The organism is Paraburkholderia sp. FW306-02-B, assembly GCF_058782725.1.
Window position 1 is genome coordinate 2406031 of record NZ_JBYSXZ010000002.1, and the last position, 21327, is coordinate 2427357.

Below are 21327 nucleotides of genomic sequence, written 5' to 3' on the forward strand. Positions count from 1 at the left end.
GATGATGCATAGTATCCGTTTTTTCTAGGGTACGCACCGTTTCAAAAATACAATTTAACCCTGGGATCTTCCCCAGTTAATCGGATCAGAAAGCGAGAATGTGGCGTCTCCAAGCCTTTGTAGACGTGGCTTGGCTGCGAGTTCGGCTCCTCCCTGTATCGAACCCCAGACTGTTCCAGACGTATCGCGCCTGTACGTGTCTTCCCCTGGTCGATGCAGTCGGTCTCCTTCGTCGGTTGAAGGGGCCAGCGCAGACAGATCACTCGCTACGCGGGGGGTGCAACTTTTTGAAACGAGGTTGCACCCCGCAATCACATAGTATACGATTCGAACGATATATTATCTTGTTTGCTACCATCTTCAGGGGACTGCTTATGCCCGGCACAACTTTGGGCGTCAAAGTTGACGACAATCTTCGTTCGCGCCTAAAGCGCGCAGCAACGAGCATCGAACGAACACCGCACTGGTTGATAAAACAGGCAGTGGTTTCGTACGTCGAGCAGATTGAGAACGGCGTCGTGCCGCAGGAACTCCTTGGCGCACAAGCCGCCGAGCCTGAACAGCAGCAGGAAGCCATCGACCATATAGAGGATGGCGCTTCTCAACCCTTCCTCGAATTCGCGCAGAACGTGCAACCGCAATCGGTGCTGCGTGCGGCGATCACCGCTGCGTACCGCCGGCCCGAGCCGGAATGCGTGCCGTTCCTGCTGGGCCAGGCGCGTTTGCCGGCGAACCTCGCGGGCGACGTCCAGACGATGGCCGGCAAGCTGGTCGAAACGCTGCGCACCAAGAGCAAGGGTGGCGGCGTCGAAGGGCTGATCCACGAGTTTTCGCTGTCGAGCCAGGAAGGCGTCGCGCTGATGTGCCTCGCCGAAGCGCTGCTGCGTATTCCCGACCGCGCCACGCGTGATGCGCTGATCCGCGACAAGATCAGCAAGGGCGACTGGAAGTCGCACGTCGGCCAGGCGCCGTCGCTGTTTGTCAATGCCGCGACGTGGGGCTTGATGATCACCGGCAAGCTGGTGACGACCAATAGCGAAACCGGCCTGTCGTCGGCATTGACGCGCCTGATCGGCAAGGGCGGCGAGCCGCTGATCAGGAAGGGCGTCGATATGGCGATGCGCCTGATGGGCGAGCAGTTCGTCACCGGCGAGAACATCTCCGAAGCCTTGGCCAATAGCCGCAAGTACGAAGCACGCGGCTTCCGCTATTCGTACGACATGCTCGGCGAAGCGGCCACCACCGAAGCCGACGCGCAACGCTACTACGCGTCGTACGAACAGGCGATCCACGCGATTGGCAAAGCAGCCGGCGGCCGTGGCATCTACGAAGGTCCGGGCATCTCGATCAAACTGTCGGCGTTGCACGCACGCTATTCGCGCTCGCAGCAGGAACGCACGATGAGCGAACTGCTGCCGCGTGTTCGCTCTTTGGCGATCCTCGCGCGCCGCTATGACATCGGCCTGAACATCGACGCTGAAGAAGCCGACCGCCTCGAAATCTCGCTCGATCTGCTCGAAGCGCTGTGCTTCGATCCTGAACTGGCCGGCTGGAACGGCATCGGTTTTGTGGTGCAGGCGTATCAGAAGCGTTGCCCGTTCGTGATCGAATACCTGATCGATCTGGCGCGCCGCAGCCGTCACCGCATCATGGTGCGCCTCGTGAAGGGTGCGTACTGGGACACCGAAATCAAGCGCGCGCAAGTGGACGGCCTCGAAGGCTATCCGGTCTACACGCGCAAGATCTATACGGACGTATCGTACCTGGCGTGCGCGAAGAAGCTGCTCGGCGCGCCCGACGCGGTCTATCCGCAGTTCGCGACGCACAACGCACACACGCTGTCGGCGATCTATCACCTCGCGGGCAACAATTATTACCCCGGCCAGTACGAGTTTCAGTGCCTGCACGGCATGGGTGAGCCGCTGTACGAGGAAGTCACCGGCCGCGACAAGCTGAACCGTCCGTGCCGCGTGTATGCGCCGGTCGGCACGCATGAAACGCTGCTCGCCTACCTCGTGCGCCGTCTGCTGGAAAACGGCGCGAACACGTCGTTCGTGAACCGTATCGCCGATGAAAGCGTCGCGATCAAGGACCTGATCGCCGACCCGGTCGACGAAGCGTCGAAGATCGTGCCGCTCGGCGCGCCGCACGCGAAGATTCCGCTGCCGCGCAATCTGTACGGCGCCGAGCGCCTCAATTCGATGGGCCTCGATCTGTCGAACGAACATCGTCTGGCGTCGCTGTCGTCGGCGCTGCTGGTGAGCGCGCATCATCCGTGGCGCGCCGCGCCGATGCTCGAAGACAACGAAATCGCCATCGGCGCCGCCCGCGACGTGCGCAATCCGGCCGACCACCGTGATCTGGTCGGCACGGTGGTCGAGGCCACGGCGGAACACGTGAGCGCCGCCCTGGCGCATGCCGTGGCCGCCGCGCCGATCTGGCAAGCCACGCCGGTCGATGCGCGCGCCGATTGTCTCGCGCGTGCCGCCGACCTGCTCGAAGCGCAGATGCACACGCTGATGGGTCTGGTGGTGCGTGAAGCCGGCAAGTCGCTGCCGAACGCGGTGTCGGAAATTCGCGAGGCGATCGACTTCCTGCGCTATTACTCGACGCAGATCCGCGACGAGTTCTCCAATGACACGCATCGCCCGCTCGGCCCGGTCGTGTGTATCAGCCCGTGGAATTTCCCGCTGGCGATTTTCATGGGCCAGGTGGCCGCGGCATTGGCTGCGGGCAACACCGTGCTCGCGAAGCCGGCCGAACAAACGCCGCTGATCGCCGCACAAGCCGTGCGTATCCTGCGCGAAGCCGGCGTGCCGGCAGGCGCGGTGCAACTGCTGCCGGGCGATGGCGAAACCGTCGGCGCGGCGCTGGTGGCCGACCCGCGTACCCGCGCGGTGATGTTCACCGGTTCGACCGAAGTCGCGCGTCTGATCAACAGGACGTTGTCCGGCCGTCTCGATCCGGACGGCAAGCCGATTCCGCTGATCGCCGAAACCGGCGGCCAGAACGCGATGATCGTCGACTCGTCGGCGTTGGCTGAACAGGTGGTGGCGGACGTGCTGCAATCGTCGTTCGATTCCGCCGGTCAACGGTGTTCCGCGCTGCGCGTTCTTTGTCTACAGGACGATGTTGCGGACCGTACGCTGGAAATGCTGACTGGCGCGATGCGCGAACTGTCGGTGGGCAATCCGGATCGCCTGTCGATCGACGTCGGCCCGGTGATCGATCTCGACGCGAAGCGCGGTATCGACGCGCACGTCGCGGCAATGCGCGAGAAAGGCCGCAAGGTTGAGCAGCTGCCGGTGCCGGAAGGCGCGGGACAAGGCACGTTTGTTCCGCCGACGCTGATCGAACTCGCCAGCATCGACGAATTGAAGCGTGAAGTGTTCGGCCCGGTGCTGCATGTGGTGCGTTACCGCCGCAGCCAGCTGGACAAGCTGCTCGAACAGATCCGCACGACCGGCTACGGCCTGACGCTTGGCATTCACACGCGGATCGACGAAACGATTGCTCACGTGATCAGCCGCGCGCATGTCGGCAACATCTACGTGAACCGCAATGTGATCGGCGCGGTGGTGGGGGTTCAGCCGTTCGGTGGTGAGGGTTTGTCAGGTACGGGTCCGAAAGCAGGTGGCGCGCTGTATCTGCAGCGTCTGCTGGCCACGCGTCCTGCAGGATTGCCAAAGTCGTTAGGCGACATGTTGCCTGTCAAAGGCGGTCGCGACGGGGCAGTATCCACAGAAGCAGCTCGATATGCATTATCGACGTTGCGCGATTGGTTGATCGCGGAGCATGAACCAGCCTTGGCCGCCCGTTGTGACACATATCTGGACAACGTTGTAGTTGGAGCCTCGGTCGAGCTCCTAGGCCCCACAGGTGAGCGAAATACTTTCAGCCTTCATAACCGCGGCACAGTGCTTTGCATCCCCTCGACCAGAACAGGCGCGCTCAAGCAGTTCGCCGCGGTTCTTGCTACTGGCAATCGGAGCGTGTTTTCCGGGAAAGCTGGCGAAGAACTGTTTGCCGTGTTGCCCTCGTCGTTGAAGTCCTTCGCAGCAACCACGAAGCAGGTGGACGCACCTTGCGACGCCGTCCTTTTTGAAGGCGATAGCGACACTCTCATCACGTTGGCACAAGAAATTGCCAAGCGGCCCGGCCCGATTCTTTCAGTTCAAGCAGTTCCATCACACCTTGGCAGTGGAACCGAAGCCGACTACGTCCTGGACCGACTACTCACAGAGCGCTCGGTGAGCGTCAACACTGCCGCTGCCGGCGGCAATGCAAACCTCATGACTATCGCTTGATGACGATCTAAATTGTCAACTGAACCCTGGTAAAGGCATCACATGTCAAGGTACCCGAAATGAAGATACTGGTCGCAGCAAAGAGAGTCATTGATTACAACGTCAGCGTACGCGTAAAAGCTGACAACACCGGTGTGGAAACAGCCAATGTAAAGATGTCGATGAATCCGTTCGACGAAATCGCGGTTGAAGAAGCCGTGCGTCTGCGCGAAGCAGGCGTGGCGACTGAAGTGATCGCCGTGTCGGCCGGTGTCACGCAAGCGCAGGAAACGCTGCGCACGGCGCTGGCAATCGGCGCGGACCGCGCGATCCTGATCGAGTCGGGCGAAGAGCTGCAGCCGCTGGCGGTCGCCAAGCTGCTCAAGGCGCTGGTCGACAAGGAACAGCCTTCGCTCGTGATTCTGGGCAAGCAGGCCATCGACGACGATTCGAACCAGACCGGCCAGATGCTCGCTGCGCTGGCTAATCTGCCGCAAGCGACGTTTGCCTCGAAGGTTGTCGTCGCGGATGGCAAGGCTACGGTGTCGCGCGAAGTGGACGGTGGTGCTGAAACGCTGTCGCTGACGCTGCCGGCCGTGGTCACGACCGACCTGCGCCTGAACGAGCCGCGCTACGTGACGCTGCCGAACATCATGAAGGCGAAGAAAAAGCCGCTGGAAATCGTCAAGCCGGAAGACCTGGGTATCGACGTCACGCCGCGCCTGAAGACGCTGAAAGTCGCTGAGCCGCCGAAGCGCTCGGCCGGTGTGATGGTGCCGGACGTGAAGACGCTGGTCGAGAAGCTGAAGACCGAAGCCAAGGTGCTTTAAGTAAAACGCGGAGACGGACGAAATGACGAATCTGGTAATTGCAGAACACGACAACGCGTCGATCAAGGCCGCGACGCTGAACACGATTGCAGCGGCTCAGAAGATCGGCGGTGATATTCACGTGCTGGTCGCGGGTCACAACGCACAGGCTGCTGCGGATGCGGCAGCGAAGATTGCAGGCGTGAGCAAAGTGCTGCTCGCCGACGCACCGCAACTTGAAGCGGGTCTTGCAGAGAACGTTGAGGCCACCGTTCTGAACATCGCGGAGGACTACACCCACATTCTCGCGCCGGCGACCGCTTACGGCAGGAACGTCGCGCCTCGCATCGCCGCGAAGCTCGACGTCGCGCAGATCAGCGACATCATGGCTGTGGATTCCGCCGACACGTTCGAACGCCCAATTTACGCAGGCAACGCAATCGCGACGGTTCAATCTCAAGATTCCATCAAGGTCATCACTGTGCGTTCGACCGGCTTCGACGCAGTTGCCGCCGAAGGTGGCGGTGCGGCTGTCGAGAGGATTGAAGCCCCGGCAGACGTCGGGATTTCGCAATTCGTTAGCCGCGAGGTTACGAAGCTGGACCGCCCGGAATTGACATCGGCAAAGACCATTGTGTCGGGTGGTCGCGGTCTGGGCAGTAGCGAGAACTACACGAAGGTTCTCGAACCGCTGGCAGACAAGCTGAACGCAGCGCTGGGCGCATCGCGCGCTGCGGTCGATGCTGGTTTCGTGCCGAACGACTATCAGGTGGGGCAAACCGGCAAGATCGTTGCGCCGCAACTGTACGTGGCGGTCGGCATCTCGGGTGCGATCCAGCATCTGGCCGGCATGAAAGACTCGAAGGTCATTGTGGCGATCAACAAGGACCCGGAAGCGCCTATTTTCAGCGTCGCGGACTACGGTCTCGTCGACGATCTGTTCACCTGCGTGCCCGAGCTGCTTGCGGCATTAGGCTGACGAACAACTTTTAAATCTGGATCTTGCGCAACTTATGAAAATTGCTTTCATCGGTGGCGGCAATATGGCGTCGGCCCTCATTGCCGGACTTATTAAACGGGGCGTCTCAAACGCGGACTTGTGCGCGTTTGACCCCAACGACGACGTGCGTGAACGCAACGCCCAGCTTTTGGGTATCGCGACCGCAGCTGCCCCGGACGCGGGGATTGCTGATTTCGATGCAATCGTGCTCGCCGTAAAGCCCCAGATCGTGCGCGATGTCGCAACATCGCTCGCGCCTCTGATCTCTGCAAATCAGCTGGTCATCAGTGTCGTTGCCGGCATCCGGTCAGCTGATTTATCTCGCTGGCTTCAGGGCCACACCCGTATTGTTCGCACCATGCCAAATACACCGGCGCTGATCGGAAAAGGCGTAACCGGCCTGGCTGCAAGCGCGGGCGTGGATGAAAGCAGTCGGACACTCGCGACACGGGTTCTCGACAGTGCCGGAAGGACGGTATGGGTCGGTGATGAAAGCAAAATTGACGCAGTGACCGCAATTTCAGGAAGCGGGCCCGCATACGTGTTCTATTTCATTGAGGCGTTGCAGGATGCTGCCCTTCAGTTGGGGCTGGACGAATCCCAAGCACGAGAGCTGGCTCAAGCAACTTTCGTCGGCGCTGCTGAGCTGGCGACACAATCGAGCGAACCGGCAAGCGTGCTGCGTGAACGGGTAACGTCAAAAGGCGGGACAACGGCAGCGGCTCTGGATTCGTTCGATTCTTCCGGCATCAAAGCGGCAATCGTGAAGGGCGCCCTCGCAGCGCATTCGCGAGCAATCGAAATGGGCGAAGAGTTCGGAAAATCTGCATAGGTCACACTGGCATCAGGACTAAGCGCGGAAGGAGTCCAATTCCTTTAGATTGATCTCCTCCGCGCTGGTCACCTCGTCGCGAGCATCCACCTATGCGTAGAGTTCGATTCACGCGACAGACCGGGTATCTGACAGGGCTGAAGCAAGGCTGCAAGCAAGTCAGTGACACAGAGCCAAGCTTGCGCCTTGGAGTGCAGACGCACGGTGTAGTGCGTCAGTTGTAATCAGATACGTCGCGTACGGGCCGGTGGGCGTAACTACATGTTCGGATAGTTCGGACCGTCGCCCCCTTCAGGCGTGACCCAGACGATGTTCTGTGTTGGGTCCTTGATGTCGCAGGTCTTGCAATGCACGCAGTTCTGCGCGTTGATAAGCAGACGTTCCTGACCTTCCTCGTTCTTCACGAACTCGTACACGCCGGCCGGGCAATAGCGGCTTTCCGGCCCGGCATAGGTTTGCCAGTTCACATTGAACGGCACCGACGGATCTTTCAGCGTCAGATGAGCAGGCTGATTCTCTTGGTGGTTCGTGTTCGAAATGAACACCGACGACAACCGGTCGAATGTCAGCTTCCCATCCGGCTTCGGATACACAATCGGCTTGCACTGCGAGGCAGGCTTCAGCATCTCGTGATCCCAGTGCTGGTGATGCAGCGTCCAGGGCACATTCCCGCCCAGCAGCTTCTGCTCGACGCCGACCATCAGCGTGCCGAGATACAGGCCCTTGCTCATCCACTGCTTGAAGTTACGCGCACGATGCAGTTCCGTGTGCAGCCATGAGGTCTTGAACGACTCCGGATAGGCCGTCAGCTCGTCGCTGGTGCGGCCTGCCTGCACGGCATCGAATGCTGCTTCAGCCGCCAGCATGCCGGTCTTGATCGCGGCATGCGAACCCTTGATCCGCGATGCGTTCAGGAAGCCCGCATCATCGCCCACCAGCGCGCCACCCGGGAACACCAGCTTCGGCAGCGACAGCAGGCCGCCCGCAGTGATCGCCCGTGCGCCGTACGACACCCGCTTGCCGCCTCCCAGAATCGCGCGGATTGCCGGATGCGTCTTGTAGCGCTGGAATTCCTCGAACGGCGACAGATACGGATTCGTGTAGCCGAGGCCGACCACAAAGCCCACCACCACCTGGTTGTTGTCCATGTGATAGAGGAACGAGCCGCCGTAGGTGTCGTTTTCCAGCGGCCAGCCGGCCGTATGCATCACCAGACCCGGCTTGTGCTTCGACGGATCGATTTCCCACAGTTCCTTGATGCCGACACCGTAGACCTGCGGATCGACGCCTTCGCGCAGCTTGAACTTGTCGTTCAGTTGACGGCCGAGGTGCCCGCGCGCGCCTTCGCAGAAGAGCGTGTACTTTGCGTGCAGCTCCATGCCGAGCTGGAAATTCTCGGTCGGCTCGCCATTCTTGCCGATCCCCAGATTGCCGGTCGCGACGCCTTTGACGGAGCAGTCGTCGTTATAAAGAATTTCTGCCGCCGGAAAGCCCGGGAAGATCTCGACGCCCAGTGCTTCGGCCTGCTGACCCAGCCAGCGCGTGACGTTCGCGAGGCTGATCACGTAGTTACCGTGGTTCTTGAAGTTGTCTGGCAGCGCCCAGGTTGGCACGCTCTTGGACCCGGTTTCGGTCAGGAAGAGGAACTTGTCTTCGGTCACGTCCACCGTCAGCGGCGCGCCTATTTCTTTCCAGTCCGGGATCAGTTCGGTGATCGCGCGCGGATCCATCACCGCGCCCGACAGGATGTGCGCACCGACTTCCGAGCCTTTTTCCAGCACGCAGACGCCGATCTCGGCGCCCCTTTCCTGCGCCATCTGTTTGAGCCGAATTGCTGCTGACAAGCCCGCAGGGCCGCCCCCGACGATGACTACGTCGTATTCCATCGACTCTCGGGGACCAAACTGCTCCAGCAGGACGGCTTGATGCTTCAAGGACATGACTTGTACCAGTTCAAACTCGAGCGCTCTGGTGTCGCAAAAAAACATCAGACAGGGCTCGTCTATTAGACTACTATTTATATCTATCGTATACTTTAAAGTACGCCAATGCAATTGCCGACGCAACAGCGACCTGGCCTGCACACCCGTGAGATTTCGGAGATGGATCATCCACTTCGGAGCGCTCTCTCCGGAGAATTGCACGCACGGCCTTTTCTCAAAATATCAACTGCGGTCTCGGTTGAGCACTTTGCGGTACTTGTTGAGCACGACCCGCATAACCAATTTCACGAAGCGTTGCTCCAAACCTTGTGCCACAACGCAGGCATACCGAGCCCCACTGACGGCGTCACGCACTACGCGGCACAGCTAGGCTGCGGCCGTCAGCTTAAGTGGGAGCGCCATACCGAGTTCTCAACCTTCACATTCGTCGCTCCGCGACATCACAACGGTTATTTCGATGGGGAAACTTCGTCAACCCTACCGGGCGCGTGGCTAGAGAAGATGGCTGGAACCCGCATCGTCGCTGTGCGAATGGAACTGCTTACCTCGGGTGTGGCTGGTATCGGACGCGATGATTTGTCTCGCTGGTTCGACGGTCCTATCGTCGTCGGAAGCAGAGTGATGGGCGGCGGCAAGGTATTTTGTGACTGGACTGTTCGCGCAGACGGATTCATGCGTTTTCTTGTTGTCGACGACGACTTTCGTGAAGCGCAGAGTGGTCGACTGCTGCAGCGGATCCACGAAATCGAAACCTATCGAATGATGGCACTGCTCGCGTTACCGGTTGCGCGAAAGGTGGCTCGCGATCTGGACGACATAGACTCGTTGCTGCAAGCGCTTATGCGGCGCATGGAGGAAACCGGCGCACTTACCGACGATGCCGGACTGCTCGTGGAACTCACACATCTGGCCGTTCGCATTGAATCGCTGGCAGGTCATGGCAGCCGCTTCAGCGCCTCCCGCGCGTACGAGACGCTCGTTCACACTCGGATTCAGGAGTTGCGTGAAGAACGTATCGAAGGCATGCCAACCATTGCAGAGTTCATGGAGCGTCGGTTCGCACCGGCGATGCAGACGTGCCGCAGCGTTTGGAACAGACATGAACAAACTGCGCAACGCGTCGCGCGGGCCGTGGACCTATTGCGCACACGCGTGAACCTCAGTCAGGAAAAGGACGTTACGACCATGCTTGCGGGGATGGAGAGAACCGCACGCCATCATCTACATTTACAGCACGCGGTCGAAGGACTTTCGGTCGCGGCTATCTCCTACTACGTACTGTCGCTCGCCGGTGCAGCGTTTCGCGCCATGCATGAACTGCATTTACCGGTGGCCCCGGAGCTCGCTGAGGGCCTGTTGATAGCACCGGTCGTTCTGATGGTCATCGGCATTACAAAACGCGCCCGTCGCCGGGTGCTAAGCAGGAACGTGTCGTCCAGCGACCGGATACACAGCATGAGCCTCAATGATTGAGCTTGAAAATTCAGCCCTCGACCTACCAAAAGGAATCCAGATGAAACAAACTGATATTGCATTTAACGCCGCCCAGCGCACCAACGGCGTCGAAAGCACCTCCTCCGCATCAACGGCTCTGGTCGGAAGTAATGCTAGAGGGACGAGGTCACGCTATGCAGATGCGTTGCAGGAACCAACGGCGTCGTTGATGGACAGTCGGGAAACGCGACCTGATGTTTCTCATCTCGCGATTCTTAGGTACGACTGATGCTCCAAGAATCCACTAGAGCTTTTTGATCGCGCCTCACCCTGCTTTGTTTGCAGGGCAGGCGCATATACCGGTCAAATGATGCCACGCTCCCGGTACGGCTCGTTGCGCTGTACGCGTTCGTAACCGAAGCGCTCAAGGTCAAGAGTCTCGAAGCGCCCCTTTACGATGAGCTCGGCGACAGCAAGTCCAGCCGCCGGCGCATGCATGAGACCATGCCCAGAGAAGCCCGCGGCGACAATGAAATTCTCACGACGGTTGGTCCACCTGCCGATGATTGCATTACCGTCAAAGTCGCATTGCTCGTAGAGACCTGACCAGGATTTGGCAAGTTCGAGTCGCCCCATCCCAGGGAATCGCCACTCTACGGCCGGCCGCACCACGCGATCGAACCACTCGGCATCCATTGCCAGCGAGAAGCCGCGCTCCACCTTGGTACTGACCAGGCCCCCCGAAAATCCGTCACCGGCGGAACGTATCGCAAGCCCCTTCAAATCCTTTACATACGGCATGTCCGGCTGCGCTACGTCAGCAGTGAATACGTGCTCGAAGCGCCGCATCGGGTTGACAGGCAATGCCATGCCGACCATGCGGCTGACTTCCTGCGCCCAAGGTCCTGCGGCGTTCACAAAATGATCGCTGTACATCACGTTACCCGATGCCAGACGCACTGCCGTTACGCTCAGCCCGTTTTCTTCGAATCCAGTCACTTCATCTTTGACAAACTTGACACCCGTCTCGCGGGCTCGCTGCACGATAACCGAATGATACTTTTGAGCGTCAAACCAACCGTCTTCAGGTGAATACACGCCAGCACCGAGATCATCGACGCGTAACAACGGGAATCGCATAGCAATCTGTTCTGGGGTCAGTAACTCCGCATTCACTCCCATTCGAAGCTGCACTTCGAGATTAGATTCGAGGAGATTCAAACCTTCCGGCGGAACGATAAACAGATACCCGTGGGCGCGCCAGTCTACTTTCGCCAAATCATCTGCCGCCTGCGAATCGAGTTGCTGCACAAACTCGATGCTATAGCTGGACATCGCGATATTTTCCGGGCAGCAAAAAAGGCGTCGCGCGCCGCCTGACCCGGAAGTCGCTGTTGATGAGAAAGCGCCCAACGGTGCACGATCAATCACTGTGACATCCAATGCCGGGTCCAGCCGCTTACAAAACAAGGCGATGCTGGAGCCCACTGCTCCGGCACCGACAATCACCACATCATTCATTGCATTCTTCCTAAATCAAGTACGTTTTGGTCGACCATCATTCAACTATGAGGTCATCTCGTTCAAGGCTTACCTACCGGTAAGCCATAGCCATGCTTTGACCCCTAGGGTTGCGCCAGCGATGGCCGCCAGATTTGCGGCGCATCAAGGAAGGCGCTCACCCAGGTTCGCGTTTGCGAAATATCATCGGCACGGCGTAGACCATTTCGCCGGCAGGGCTGTGTGCGCAAGGTAGGCCGGGCTACGCTATCGATTCGACAAGGGAGGGCGAGCCAGCCATCAGCGCTGACGGTGACTCGCTGAGACAGTCGAATCAAAGGATGCCGACCTCGCGATAAGGTGTGTTCGTTTCGACGCGTTCATAGCCAAGCCGCGTGAGATCTATGGTTTGATATGCTCCGTGCACAATCAATTCTGCAATGCCTCGACCGGCCGCAGGCGAGTGCATCATTCCGTGACCCGAGAAGCCTGCTACTGTGTAAAGATTTTCCAGCCGGGAATTCCATGCACCAATAACCGGGTTGCCATCAAGGTCGTTCTGCTCATACAAGCCTGACCACGTCCGATGGCACTTTGCAGCTTCGAGCGGCGGGAAGCGATGGGCGACGGCCGGCCAAACGACGTTCTCAAAGTAGTCGTGGTCCACCTCAAAGTTGAAGCCGCGCTTTTCGTTACTGTCGACGAGACCGCCGGAAAATCCATTACCCTCCGAGCGGAACGCCAGACGGCTAAGGTCTTTAACGTAGGGCAGATGTTCAATCGGGTTACCACAGGTAAAGTAGTGTTCGAACCGGCGCATCGGGACAATGGGAAGCACCATGCCGAACATTTCTGCAATCGCGCCCGACCACGCTCCACCGCAGTTGACAAAAGCGTCGGCCGCGAGCGTCGCACCGCTCTCCAGCGTGACGCTCTTTGCGCTGCTCCCGGCGACTTCGGCGGCCACCACTTTATCTTTGATGTAGACGGCGCCCAACTCCACCGCTTTACGTCGGAAACCCCACAACAATCCGTTGGGATCGCACCACCCATCGTCCGGCGTGTGTGCACCGGCGCCGAGGTCTTCAATGTTGATCGACGGGAAACGGTCCTTGAGCTCGCTAGGCGACAGCAGATCGACTTTCGCTCCATTCTTGCGCTGGATTTCGACATTTCCCTCAAGCAGCGAGACCCGTTCCGGGGGCACCAGGAACAGGTACCCGCCTTGCACCCAGTCCACCGGCGCAGGACGGCCGCCAGCCGTCATCGTTTTCTCGAAATTCTTGATGAAATCAATGCTGTAGAGCGACATGGCGATGTTCTCTGGCGAGGAGAACTGCACCCGGCAGCCACCGGAAGAGCGCAGCGCAGACGCGAACTCGTATGTCGGGTCCGGTTCGACTACCGCGACGCGCATCGCTGGCGCCTGCACGAGAAGGTTATAGGCGACGCTGGATCCGAGAATGCCGCCGCCTATGACGACAACGTCGAATTTCTGCGCTTGTAAATCTGGCATGGTTATTTACCTCGAATAGATCCAAAAAAAATCAGAAAATCAGGCACGGGAAAGGGTGCCTAAAATTACGGCGTCCGCACGGGCGGCTCCGCTTATGACGACCAGTTGTGGGCGAACCCACGGGATGCGCGCTTGCCAATCTCTTGGTCATCGGGGGTTTCCTCGAGACGAACAAGTTGACGTGGAACGCCCGTATTGGCGCCCCAGTAATAGGCTGTGAGAGCAACCGCGCATACCATGAGGAAATCGTACGGATGCGGTACGACGCCGATTCCACCGAACGGTCCCAGATACGAGGCCAATAACGTGAGAGCGTAATAACCGACAAGCCACAGTGAGCACCGTACTTGCTGCAACATGCTGAGATTGCCGACGGGCATACGACGCATCACGAACAGATAGCCCACGTACAGCACGATCTGGACACCCAAAAGCCAGTAGAGATTGCTCCATCCAGACCAATAGACAATCAACGTCGCCACGACGAAGGAAAGGGGGCCGAATACAGCCAGCCCCTTTACCTTGAACGGCCTGTTCAGTTCCGGGCAGCTCTTCCGCAGCGCCGCTACACACACGGGTGCAACGGCGTAACTCACAACAAGCGCTGCGGACACGACCGAGATCATTGCCTCCCACGAGGGAAACGGCAGGGTCCAGAAGATCGAGAGGGCGAAAGCGAGCCACATAGCTGGACGCGGAATTCCAGACTCCGCATCGACCCGGGTGAATAGCCGGAAGAACGTTCCAGACTTTGCCCATGCATAGATTGCTCGGGGCGTAGCATTGAAGAAGATATTCCCGCAACCTGCCGGCGATATGATGGCATCAAAAACCACCACAAAACTCAGCCATGTCAGTCCCAATTGCAGCGCGATGTCGTGGAACGGCAGGGTGAACGTTTTACCAAGAGCTGCCCAGCCGTTGCCGAGGAGATTGGTCGGTATCGCGCCAAGAAACGCAACCTGAAGCAGGACATAGATGACCCCCGAACATATGATCGAAAAGACGAGCGCGAATGGAATCGTGCGTTGAGGGTTGCGTACTTCGCTCGCCACCGAGACGATTGGCGTGAGCCCAAGGAAGGCAAAAATGACGCCACCTGACGAAACGGCAGTTTCAACGCCCGACATTCCGGAGGGTGCAAATCCCGCAGCGTGGAAGTTAGCGGCCTTGAAATGAAAGAGCAGCATCACGACGATGAGCGCAGGTACTGCGAACTTAAAAACGCTGATGATGTTGTTGGCCCTCGCGAACGTTTTCACGCTCGAGAAGTTCAGCCAGAAGAACAGCGAGACAAAGGCAAACTGCACGAGCCACCCGAGCGCCGTTGCATTGCCGGTTCCCGGTACGCTAAGCGCCGGTATCCAGGCAGCAGCATACTGACGGGCAGCCACGACCTCGATCGCGACCATGCTGGACAGATAAATCACCGTAATCATGCCAATGAGGTAGCTCATCAGCGGTCCGTGCGAAATGTGCAAATAGCTGATGGCGCCGCCGGTACGGGGCAACGCCGCTCCAAGTTCGCAATAGACGACCCCTAACGTGAGCACGGCTATTGCCGCGATGACCCACGAAAAAATCCCCGCTGGTCCAGCTAGCGACGCCACGTGGCTAGCGGCGAATAGCCAGCCGGAGCCAAATACCGTACCCATACCGATCATTGTGAGATCGACGAGCGACAGGGTCTTCTTGAAATGTCCAGAATCCGACATTGGTGCAGTTCCTCCTTGATATGTCTCCGCTGCCTCGGCAAAGCGGGTCAAAAGTACAAGCGCACGCAACCCTCGGCCGACTGCATCGTTAGCAGTGACGCTCCGCTGCCAACGGCGATCGAAGCTAATCGGTTGCCGGACCAGCGATGGGAGCGATGCGTGACACTGAGTCCTTGGATTACCCTTGCCATTTTTAGCTCTCCGGTGTAGCCCCGAAGATTTGTTTGGTATACGATTCTGGATATAAGAATACTATAACTTCACTTAAGAAGCACAGCCCGACAAAATTGGAAGGCTGCTGAGCAGAGCTCCGCGCAGGTGTCCGGCGGAGGCGGCAATGCCATTGAAAGGTTAGAGAATGGAATACGACTACATCGTTGTCGGAGCAGGTGCGGCGGGTTGTGTGATGGCTTCAAGGCTGTCGGAAGACGCTTCAGTGCAGGTGCTGCTAATCGAAGCCGGCGGCTCTGACCGCTCCCTGATCGTGGACATGCCTGCTGCGCTCCCTTTCGCGTATGCCAGCAAGCGTCTGAACTGGCACTACCAAGCCGGGCCGGAGCCCTATCTGGATGGGCGCTCGATTGACGAAAAGCGGGGTCGCGGTATTGGCGGCAGCACGACCATCAACGCGATGATTTATAACCGTGGCAATCCGCTCGACTACGAAGGCTGGGCGGCAGATGGACTCGGCGACTGGTCGTATTCACATTGCCTTCCCTATTTTCGGCGCCTTGAGAGTTTCAGCGGTGGCGCAGACGATTGGCGAGGCGGCGATGGTCCGATGCGGATCTCCCGCTGCAAGGCCGACCACAAGCTCCACGAGTGCTTCATGCGCTCAGGTGAGCAGCTTGGCTTCGCAATCACGCCCGATCACAATGGTTTTCGGCAGGAAGGACTGCATGTCGCGCAGGCCTATATTCACGAGGGTCGTCGCTGGTCAGCAGCGCGGGGCTACCTCGATGCAGCGAGCCAGCGTAGCAATCTGCACATAGCGACCGACGCATTGGTTGAGCGCGTCCTGCTCGAAGGCAATCGCGCCACCGGGGTGCAATATCAGCGCAGAGATGAGCGTACGGTTGCGCGCGCTAGCCGCGAGGTAATTCTTTGTGCGGGGGCATTTAATTCGCCAAAAATTCTGATGCTGTCCGGCATCGGCGACGGCAACGAGCTTCGCACCCACAGTGTCGATGTGAAGATCCATCTGCCTCAGATCGGCAAAAATCTCGAAAATCACCCTGGCGTCAATCTTCAGTACGCGACAACGCGTGAAAATTCACTCGTTTCTCAACTTGGCCCACTAGGCCAGGTCAAGCTTGGTCTGGATTGGATTCTGTTCAAGCGCGGTCTTGGCACTACAAACTTCTTCGAAAGCGGGGCTTTCCTGCGCAGCAGCGAGCATTTCGACTATCCGAACGTCCAGTTCGAATTCCTGCCGCTCACGCGCCTCTTGAAGAATGGCCGGCTGGTGGCAATTCCAGGCTTTCAGTTCTGGTTGGATCTGTCGCGACCTAAGAGTCGCGGGCATGTACGTCTCCGCTCAGGTGATCCTGGCGCGGCCCCTGACATTGTCTTCAATCATCTGGCCGTAGCCGACGACATGAGAGACATGATTGATGCCATCCGCCTGGCGCGCAGGATTATCAAGCAGAGCGCATGGGACGCTGTCCGCGGCGAAGAGCTCGCACCGGGCGCACACGCGCAGACGGACGGCGAGTTGAGAGCATTTGTGCGGTCCAGCACCGGAACGTCCTATCACCCGTCTGGTACATGCAGAATGGGTGTGGACGACAACGCAGTCGTAGACCCGCGAGGGCTCGTGCGGGGCGTCGACGCGCTTCGCGTCGCTGATGCATCGATCATGCCCCGTATTGTCACGGGCAATCTGAGTGCCTGTGTTTTGATGATGGCAGAGAAGATTGCGGATGACGTGCGTGGCCGAACACCGCTCGCCCCCTCCGCCGCCCCTTGGTATAACTCCGCGACTGAGCGGGCCGCCGCATAACCACTTCAACCTATCGACCCATTGCACGGCGGGTGAATGTTCGCCGCGCGCCATTCAGCGAGATTGCCCATGTATTCCGAAAAACTTCAGCTCCTCATCGACGGCGAATGGACTGCCGGTAGCGACGGCCAAACGTCTCCGCTTTACAACCCTGCGACAGGCGAAATCATCGCGTCCGTCCCCAATGCAAGCCCAGCAGATCTCGATCGCGCGCTTGCCAGTTCCCAGCGCGCGTTCCTACAGTGGAAGCTGCTGACTGCCGTTGAGCGCTATGAAGTGCTTAACCGTGCGGCAGACTTCATGGAGGCACGGAAATCTGAGATCGCGCGCACGCTGACCCAGGAAAACGGCAAGCCCCTGAATGAGGCGGCCGGTGAAGTGCAATTTTCCGCCGATGCAGTGCGCTGGTATGCCGAAGAAGCTCGCCGTGCCTATGGGCGCGTCATTCCGACTCGCACACCTGGAGTTCGCCAGCTGACGCTCAAAGAGCCCGTCGGTCCCGCGCTCGGGTTCGCGGCCTGGAACTTTCCTGCCGGCAACGTCGCCCTGAAGGTCAGTGCTGCCCTGGCCGCTGGCTGTACCATCATTATCAAGCCGAGCGATGAAACACCCGGCACGGCCGTTGCGATCGGGCGCTGTTTCCAGGATGCAGGCGCGCCGGCCGGCGCACTTAATATCGTTTTTGGATCACCCGCTCCCATATCGGAACATCTGATCAGGTCGCCGATTCCGAAGAAAGTCTCTCTGACCGGCTCGACTCCCGTCGGCAAGCTCCTGCAGCGTCTCGCGTCGGAGACCTTGAAGCGTTGCACCATGGAACTGGGAGGCCATGCTCCGGTGTTGGTGTTTCAGGATGCCGACATCGACTACACGGTCAACGCGCTGGTCGCATCAAAGTTCCGCAACGCCGGACAGGTCTGCACGTCGCCAACGCGCTTCTACGTTCATCGCAATATATACGAGCAGTTCATCACCAAGTTTGCCGAGCGCACGAAACAACTGGTGATTGGCAATGGACTCGACGACGGCGTGCAGGTAGGTCCGATGATTACCGAGCGCCGCCTCGATACGATAGATGCGCTGGTCCGTGACGCCGTCTCGAATGGCGCACGCGTGGTGACTGGCGGGCAGCGGCTTGAGCGCCCGGGCTACTTCTATGCGCCGACAGTGCTGCGCGACGTCCCGGATCACGCACGGGTGATGCAAGAGGAACCGTTTGGTCCAATCGCCCCCATTTCGCCTTTCGATACGTTTGACGAAGTTGTTGCGCGAGCAAACTCCCTGACGCTTGGACTCGCAGCTTACGTGTTCAGCCGGGATGGTTCGACGACCGCGCGAGCAAGCGAGGCTCTGAATGCCGGACAGATCGGCGTCAATAGCACATCAGTGCATGAAGTTGAGACGCCATTCGGCGGTGTCAACGAATCTGGCTACGGTCATGAGAGCGGCGTAGAGGGGCTGGAGGCTTATCTCCGCACGAAGATGATTTCCGAACGTCAACTGCCGCCTGTGAACGGCTGAACGCACGCTCGACGGCGCGCCTCCAAGCCCGGCGCGCCGTATTTCGCTTTTTGCGAAGTTCAAATGCACACTCCCCACGCCGACTCGTTCTCCGATGGGGATGCATGTCTGACAAAAATACCCACCTATCGCTCCGCGGCGGATATTTCGTCCATTTGCGTGCGCCTCGCGCGGCGTCCTTAGAGCGCTCGCCACATCACTACACCCATTTGTTAGCGGCCGTCGGCCGGCTGCCAGGCAGATTCAGAGACCGCACGCTAGCATACGGCAACGCGTATCCGATAGTATAATTATCGTATATGAAATCCCCCCCGCCACAGTGCTGTATCCAGGTGAGAAGTCGCATCTGCCCAGCGGCGTGAAACGCGCCATCCGAAGCAAGGCGGAAAAAGATAGGACTAGCAGAACATGGCCCAGACAAAAGTACTCAAAAAGACTATGAGCGCTACTCAAGGCGCCTACGTTGAACTGAAACGCCGAATCCTCGACGGCGAGCTTGCCGAAGGCTCGCCGATTCGTCAGGACGAGGTTGCAGCTCAACTCGGCGTGAGCAAGATCCCGGTGCGGGAGGCGCTTATGCGACTTCAGTCGGAGGGGCTCGTAAAGTTCACGCCAAACGTCGGCGCGGTCGTTGCGACTCTTACGGTGATGGACTACATCGAAATGCTCGACATGCGACTTGCGCTTGAATGTCGAGCACTCGAACTCGCTGTGCCCAATATGGCGTCGTCGGACTTCGCTCGGGCGCGCGAACTGCTTTCAGCTTACCACTCGGCCATGAACAACGAAGAGTGGAGCGATTTGAACGTGCAGTTCCATGAAACACTCTACGCGCCGTCTGATCGTCCGCGCCTGCTCGCAACCATTCGCTCCGTTCAGGAGCACATGGGCCGTCTATTGCGACTCCGTGTAACTATGGCCGCGCAGCACGATCGCTCGCACGACGAACATCTGAACATCCTCGAAGCGTGCGAGGGAGGTGATGTGAAAAATGCCGTGCGTCTGCTGCGTAAACATATTGAGCAGACGCAACGTGAGGTCCAAGGCTATTTCCGCAACAATCAGCGCGGCATCAAGGCGTCCTGAGCCCGCATGGATCGCCGGGATCGCAACGCGAAGACGGTCTCCGCCACAAGTCGATCTCGGATCGAGACAACTATCATTTTGGCTGCGCGTAGAACTTGCCTGCGTGGGCCCAGTCGGTCGGTGGAATTTCGATGAACATCACATCGACAGACTCGACCGGACATTTCAATACTTCTGACGTCAGCCGCGTTACTTCTTCGACGTACTTCGCCTTTTGCTCGTGGGTGCGGCCCGGTGACAGTTCAACGCGTACGATAGGCATAGGTTCACTCCTTCTAGTCGAAACAACGATTCAGATGCGCTAGCGCATACGATACCATATATGGTTTTCGTATACTATTCGTTGAGGGTCGATGCTGCAGATGAGCACTGAACGCTTTTGATGCGAGGGCGGCGACTTTCCCCACCGCCTTGTAGGCGGCGAGCCCCCCGCAGTTTGCTAGCCTATAGGGAAGCAATATCGACGTTCTGTGGCACCCTTTTGACCCGAGTTGAGACAAGACTGGGAGCTACATACAAGCCAGGGTTTTCGTATACTAAAGCTAGTAAATATTAGCTGATAACCTGCTCCTTTGGGCTTGCCATGAGAGGCGGCGTAAACTCGTCAAGGCCAGTGCTGATGACGTCATCAGCGCGCTGACTGGCAACTGGCGTGAGGAACACCTGTTCGTGCTCGGGCAGGCACTGGCGATGTTCGACAGCCTCGCCCACCACATCCTCGAGTGTGACGCCAGGATCGAGGCGCTACTGCTACCGCTAGGCAGTCACGACGTTGAGCTGGTCGGGCCGGACAAGAAGCGCCAGAAGAACACCCCACGCTTCGACGCGCGTACCGCGCTCGCGCGCTGGGCGGGCGTCGACCTCACGCGCATCAACGGCCTGTCCGAGGCAACCGTGATGACGATCCTCTCCGAGATTGGCCCGGACCTGAGCCGCTTTGCCAACGTCAAGCACTTCTGTTCGTGGCTGCGCCTGTGCCCCGCCACGAAAATCAGCGGCGGCAAGACCCTGACTTCAGGCACCCGCCCCTCTGCCAACCGCGCCCGGCAGGCGCTGAAAATGGCGGCGATGAGCCTGTCGCGAAGCGACTCGGCCCTCGGCGCCTTCTATCGGCGACTGTGCGCCCGCACGGACAAATCGCGCGCCAACACCGCGGTGGCCCACAAGCTCGCCCGTATGGTGTACTTCATGCTCACCCGCGGTGAAGCGTTCGTCGACCAGGGGCAGCAGCGCTACGAGGAACAGCAAAGGCAGCGCAGCATCGCGGCCCTCAGGCGACGTGCCTCCGCCCTTGGATTCCAGCTCCAGCCAAACGCACCAACTCCCTGAAAACCGATCTTCACTGCAGGGTGGTTTCTTGAGAGCATCTAGGTCTCTTTACCGACTGATCGGCTAGCAAATTCAAAATCGACGCCGTGTCATTTTCAAAATTTGTGGCCCGAGCTGGCGTCGCCTTCAACTCGGGCGCAAATTGCTCAACAAGCCCAGGATCGACATGACCTCACTTCACGCGCTTTCTGCAACCACCCTCAGGCGCCTCTATAAAGACCGGGAAGTCTCCCCTGTAGAGGTCACGCAAGCAGTACTGGAACGGATGGTGGTGTGGGAACCGATAATCAACGCCACCTTTGACCGGATGCGGAGATGGCTCGTGACTCCGAGCGCAGATGGGCTCAGAACACG

Annotated in this window: 14 protein-coding genes and 1 pseudogene; 10 read left to right on the forward strand and 5 right to left on the reverse strand. The window is 58.9% G+C overall.

Annotation, left to right across the window (positions count from 1 at the left end; genetic code table 11):
* The first annotated feature begins 374 nt into the window (after window positions 1-374).
* The 4 genes from putA to proC are packed head-to-tail and all read left to right on the forward strand — an operon-like array spanning window position 375 to window position 6927.
* The gene (putA, locus tag AC3WOG_RS32110) at window positions 375-4307 is read left to right on the forward strand and encodes a trifunctional transcriptional regulator/proline dehydrogenase/L-glutamate gamma-semialdehyde dehydrogenase (protein WP_492581789.1); all 3933 of its coding nucleotides are present in this window, start codon (window positions 375-377) and stop codon (window positions 4305-4307) included.
* Window positions 4308-4366: 59 nt separating this feature from the next.
* Window positions 4367-5116 (forward strand): electron transfer flavoprotein subunit beta/FixA family protein, encoded by a 750-nt coding sequence (locus AC3WOG_RS32115; protein WP_492581790.1) that lies wholly within the window; start codon window positions 4367-4369, stop codon window positions 5114-5116.
* A gap of 22 nt (window positions 5117-5138) precedes the next feature.
* Window positions 5139-6074 carry an electron transfer flavoprotein subunit alpha/FixB family protein gene (locus tag AC3WOG_RS32120; protein WP_492581791.1) on the forward strand — a complete coding sequence of 312 codons (936 nt, stop codon included), beginning with the start codon at window positions 5139-5141 and terminating at the stop codon, window positions 6072-6074.
* Between the two features lie 34 nt (window positions 6075-6108).
* Complete coding sequence (gene proC / locus AC3WOG_RS32125; RefSeq protein ID WP_492581792.1) at window positions 6109-6927, forward strand: pyrroline-5-carboxylate reductase; 819 nt, start codon at window positions 6109-6111, stop codon at window positions 6925-6927.
* 257 nt (window positions 6928-7184) lie between these two features.
* On the opposite strand, the gene AC3WOG_RS32130 is transcribed toward proC, so the two are convergent.
* Window positions 7185-8867: an electron transfer flavoprotein-ubiquinone oxidoreductase gene (locus tag AC3WOG_RS32130; protein ID WP_492581793.1), complete on the reverse strand. Its 1683-nt coding sequence runs from the start codon at window positions 8865-8867 to the stop codon at window positions 7185-7187.
* Between the two features lie 162 nt (window positions 8868-9029).
* Between AC3WOG_RS32130 and AC3WOG_RS32135 the strand changes: the two genes are divergently transcribed.
* Window positions 9030-10343 carry a DUF3422 family protein gene (locus AC3WOG_RS32135; RefSeq protein WP_492581794.1) on the forward strand — a complete coding sequence of 438 codons (1314 nt, stop codon included), beginning with the start codon at window positions 9030-9032 and terminating at the stop codon, window positions 10341-10343.
* Window positions 10336-10593 (forward strand): hypothetical protein, encoded by a 258-nt coding sequence (locus AC3WOG_RS32140; protein ID WP_492581795.1) that lies wholly within the window; start codon window positions 10336-10338, stop codon window positions 10591-10593. Before AC3WOG_RS32135 ends, AC3WOG_RS32140 begins: the two co-directional genes overlap by 8 nt.
* Before the next feature lie 74 nt (window positions 10594-10667).
* Here the strand turns inward: AC3WOG_RS32140 and AC3WOG_RS32145 are convergent, their stop codons facing one another.
* From AC3WOG_RS32145 to AC3WOG_RS32155, 3 genes are all read right to left on the reverse strand, one after another.
* Window positions 10668-11825: an NAD(P)/FAD-dependent oxidoreductase gene (locus tag AC3WOG_RS32145; RefSeq protein WP_492581796.1), complete on the reverse strand. Its 1158-nt coding sequence runs from the start codon at window positions 11823-11825 to the stop codon at window positions 10668-10670.
* A 313-nt stretch (window positions 11826-12138) separates the two neighbouring features.
* Complete coding sequence (locus AC3WOG_RS32150) at window positions 12139-13320, reverse strand: NAD(P)/FAD-dependent oxidoreductase (protein ID WP_492581797.1); 1182 nt, start codon at window positions 13318-13320, stop codon at window positions 12139-12141.
* A gap of 92 nt (window positions 13321-13412) precedes the next feature.
* Window positions 13413-15035, reverse strand: a complete 1623-nt coding sequence (locus AC3WOG_RS32155) for an APC family permease (protein WP_492581798.1) — start codon at window positions 15033-15035, stop codon at window positions 13413-13415.
* A 358-nt stretch (window positions 15036-15393) separates the two neighbouring features.
* Here AC3WOG_RS32155 and AC3WOG_RS32160 point away from each other — a divergent pair, with 358 nt between their 5' ends.
* The 3 genes from AC3WOG_RS32160 (at window position 15394) to AC3WOG_RS32170 (ending at window position 19644) form a co-directional block, all read left to right on the forward strand.
* Window positions 15394-17037: a choline dehydrogenase gene (locus AC3WOG_RS32160; protein ID WP_492581799.1), complete on the forward strand. Its 1644-nt coding sequence runs from the start codon at window positions 15394-15396 to the stop codon at window positions 17035-17037.
* A gap of 69 nt (window positions 17038-17106) precedes the next feature.
* Window positions 17107-18558: an NAD-dependent succinate-semialdehyde dehydrogenase gene (locus AC3WOG_RS32165; RefSeq protein WP_492581800.1), complete on the forward strand. Its 1452-nt coding sequence runs from the start codon at window positions 17107-17109 to the stop codon at window positions 18556-18558.
* A gap of 408 nt (window positions 18559-18966) precedes the next feature.
* Window positions 18967-19644 (forward strand): GntR family transcriptional regulator, encoded by a 678-nt coding sequence (locus tag AC3WOG_RS32170; protein WP_154566709.1) that lies wholly within the window; start codon window positions 18967-18969, stop codon window positions 19642-19644.
* Between the two features lie 73 nt (window positions 19645-19717).
* On the opposite strand, the gene AC3WOG_RS32175 is transcribed toward AC3WOG_RS32170, so the two are convergent.
* Window positions 19718-19906 (reverse strand): 4-oxalocrotonate tautomerase, encoded by a 189-nt coding sequence (locus tag AC3WOG_RS32175; RefSeq protein ID WP_492581801.1) that lies wholly within the window; start codon window positions 19904-19906, stop codon window positions 19718-19720.
* A gap of 329 nt (window positions 19907-20235) precedes the next feature.
* Between AC3WOG_RS32175 and AC3WOG_RS32180 the strand changes: the two are divergent.
* A pseudogene (locus tag AC3WOG_RS32180) lies at window positions 20236-20973 on the forward strand (transposase); the annotation flags it as partial.
* Between the last annotated feature and the right edge of the window lie 354 nt (window positions 20974-21327).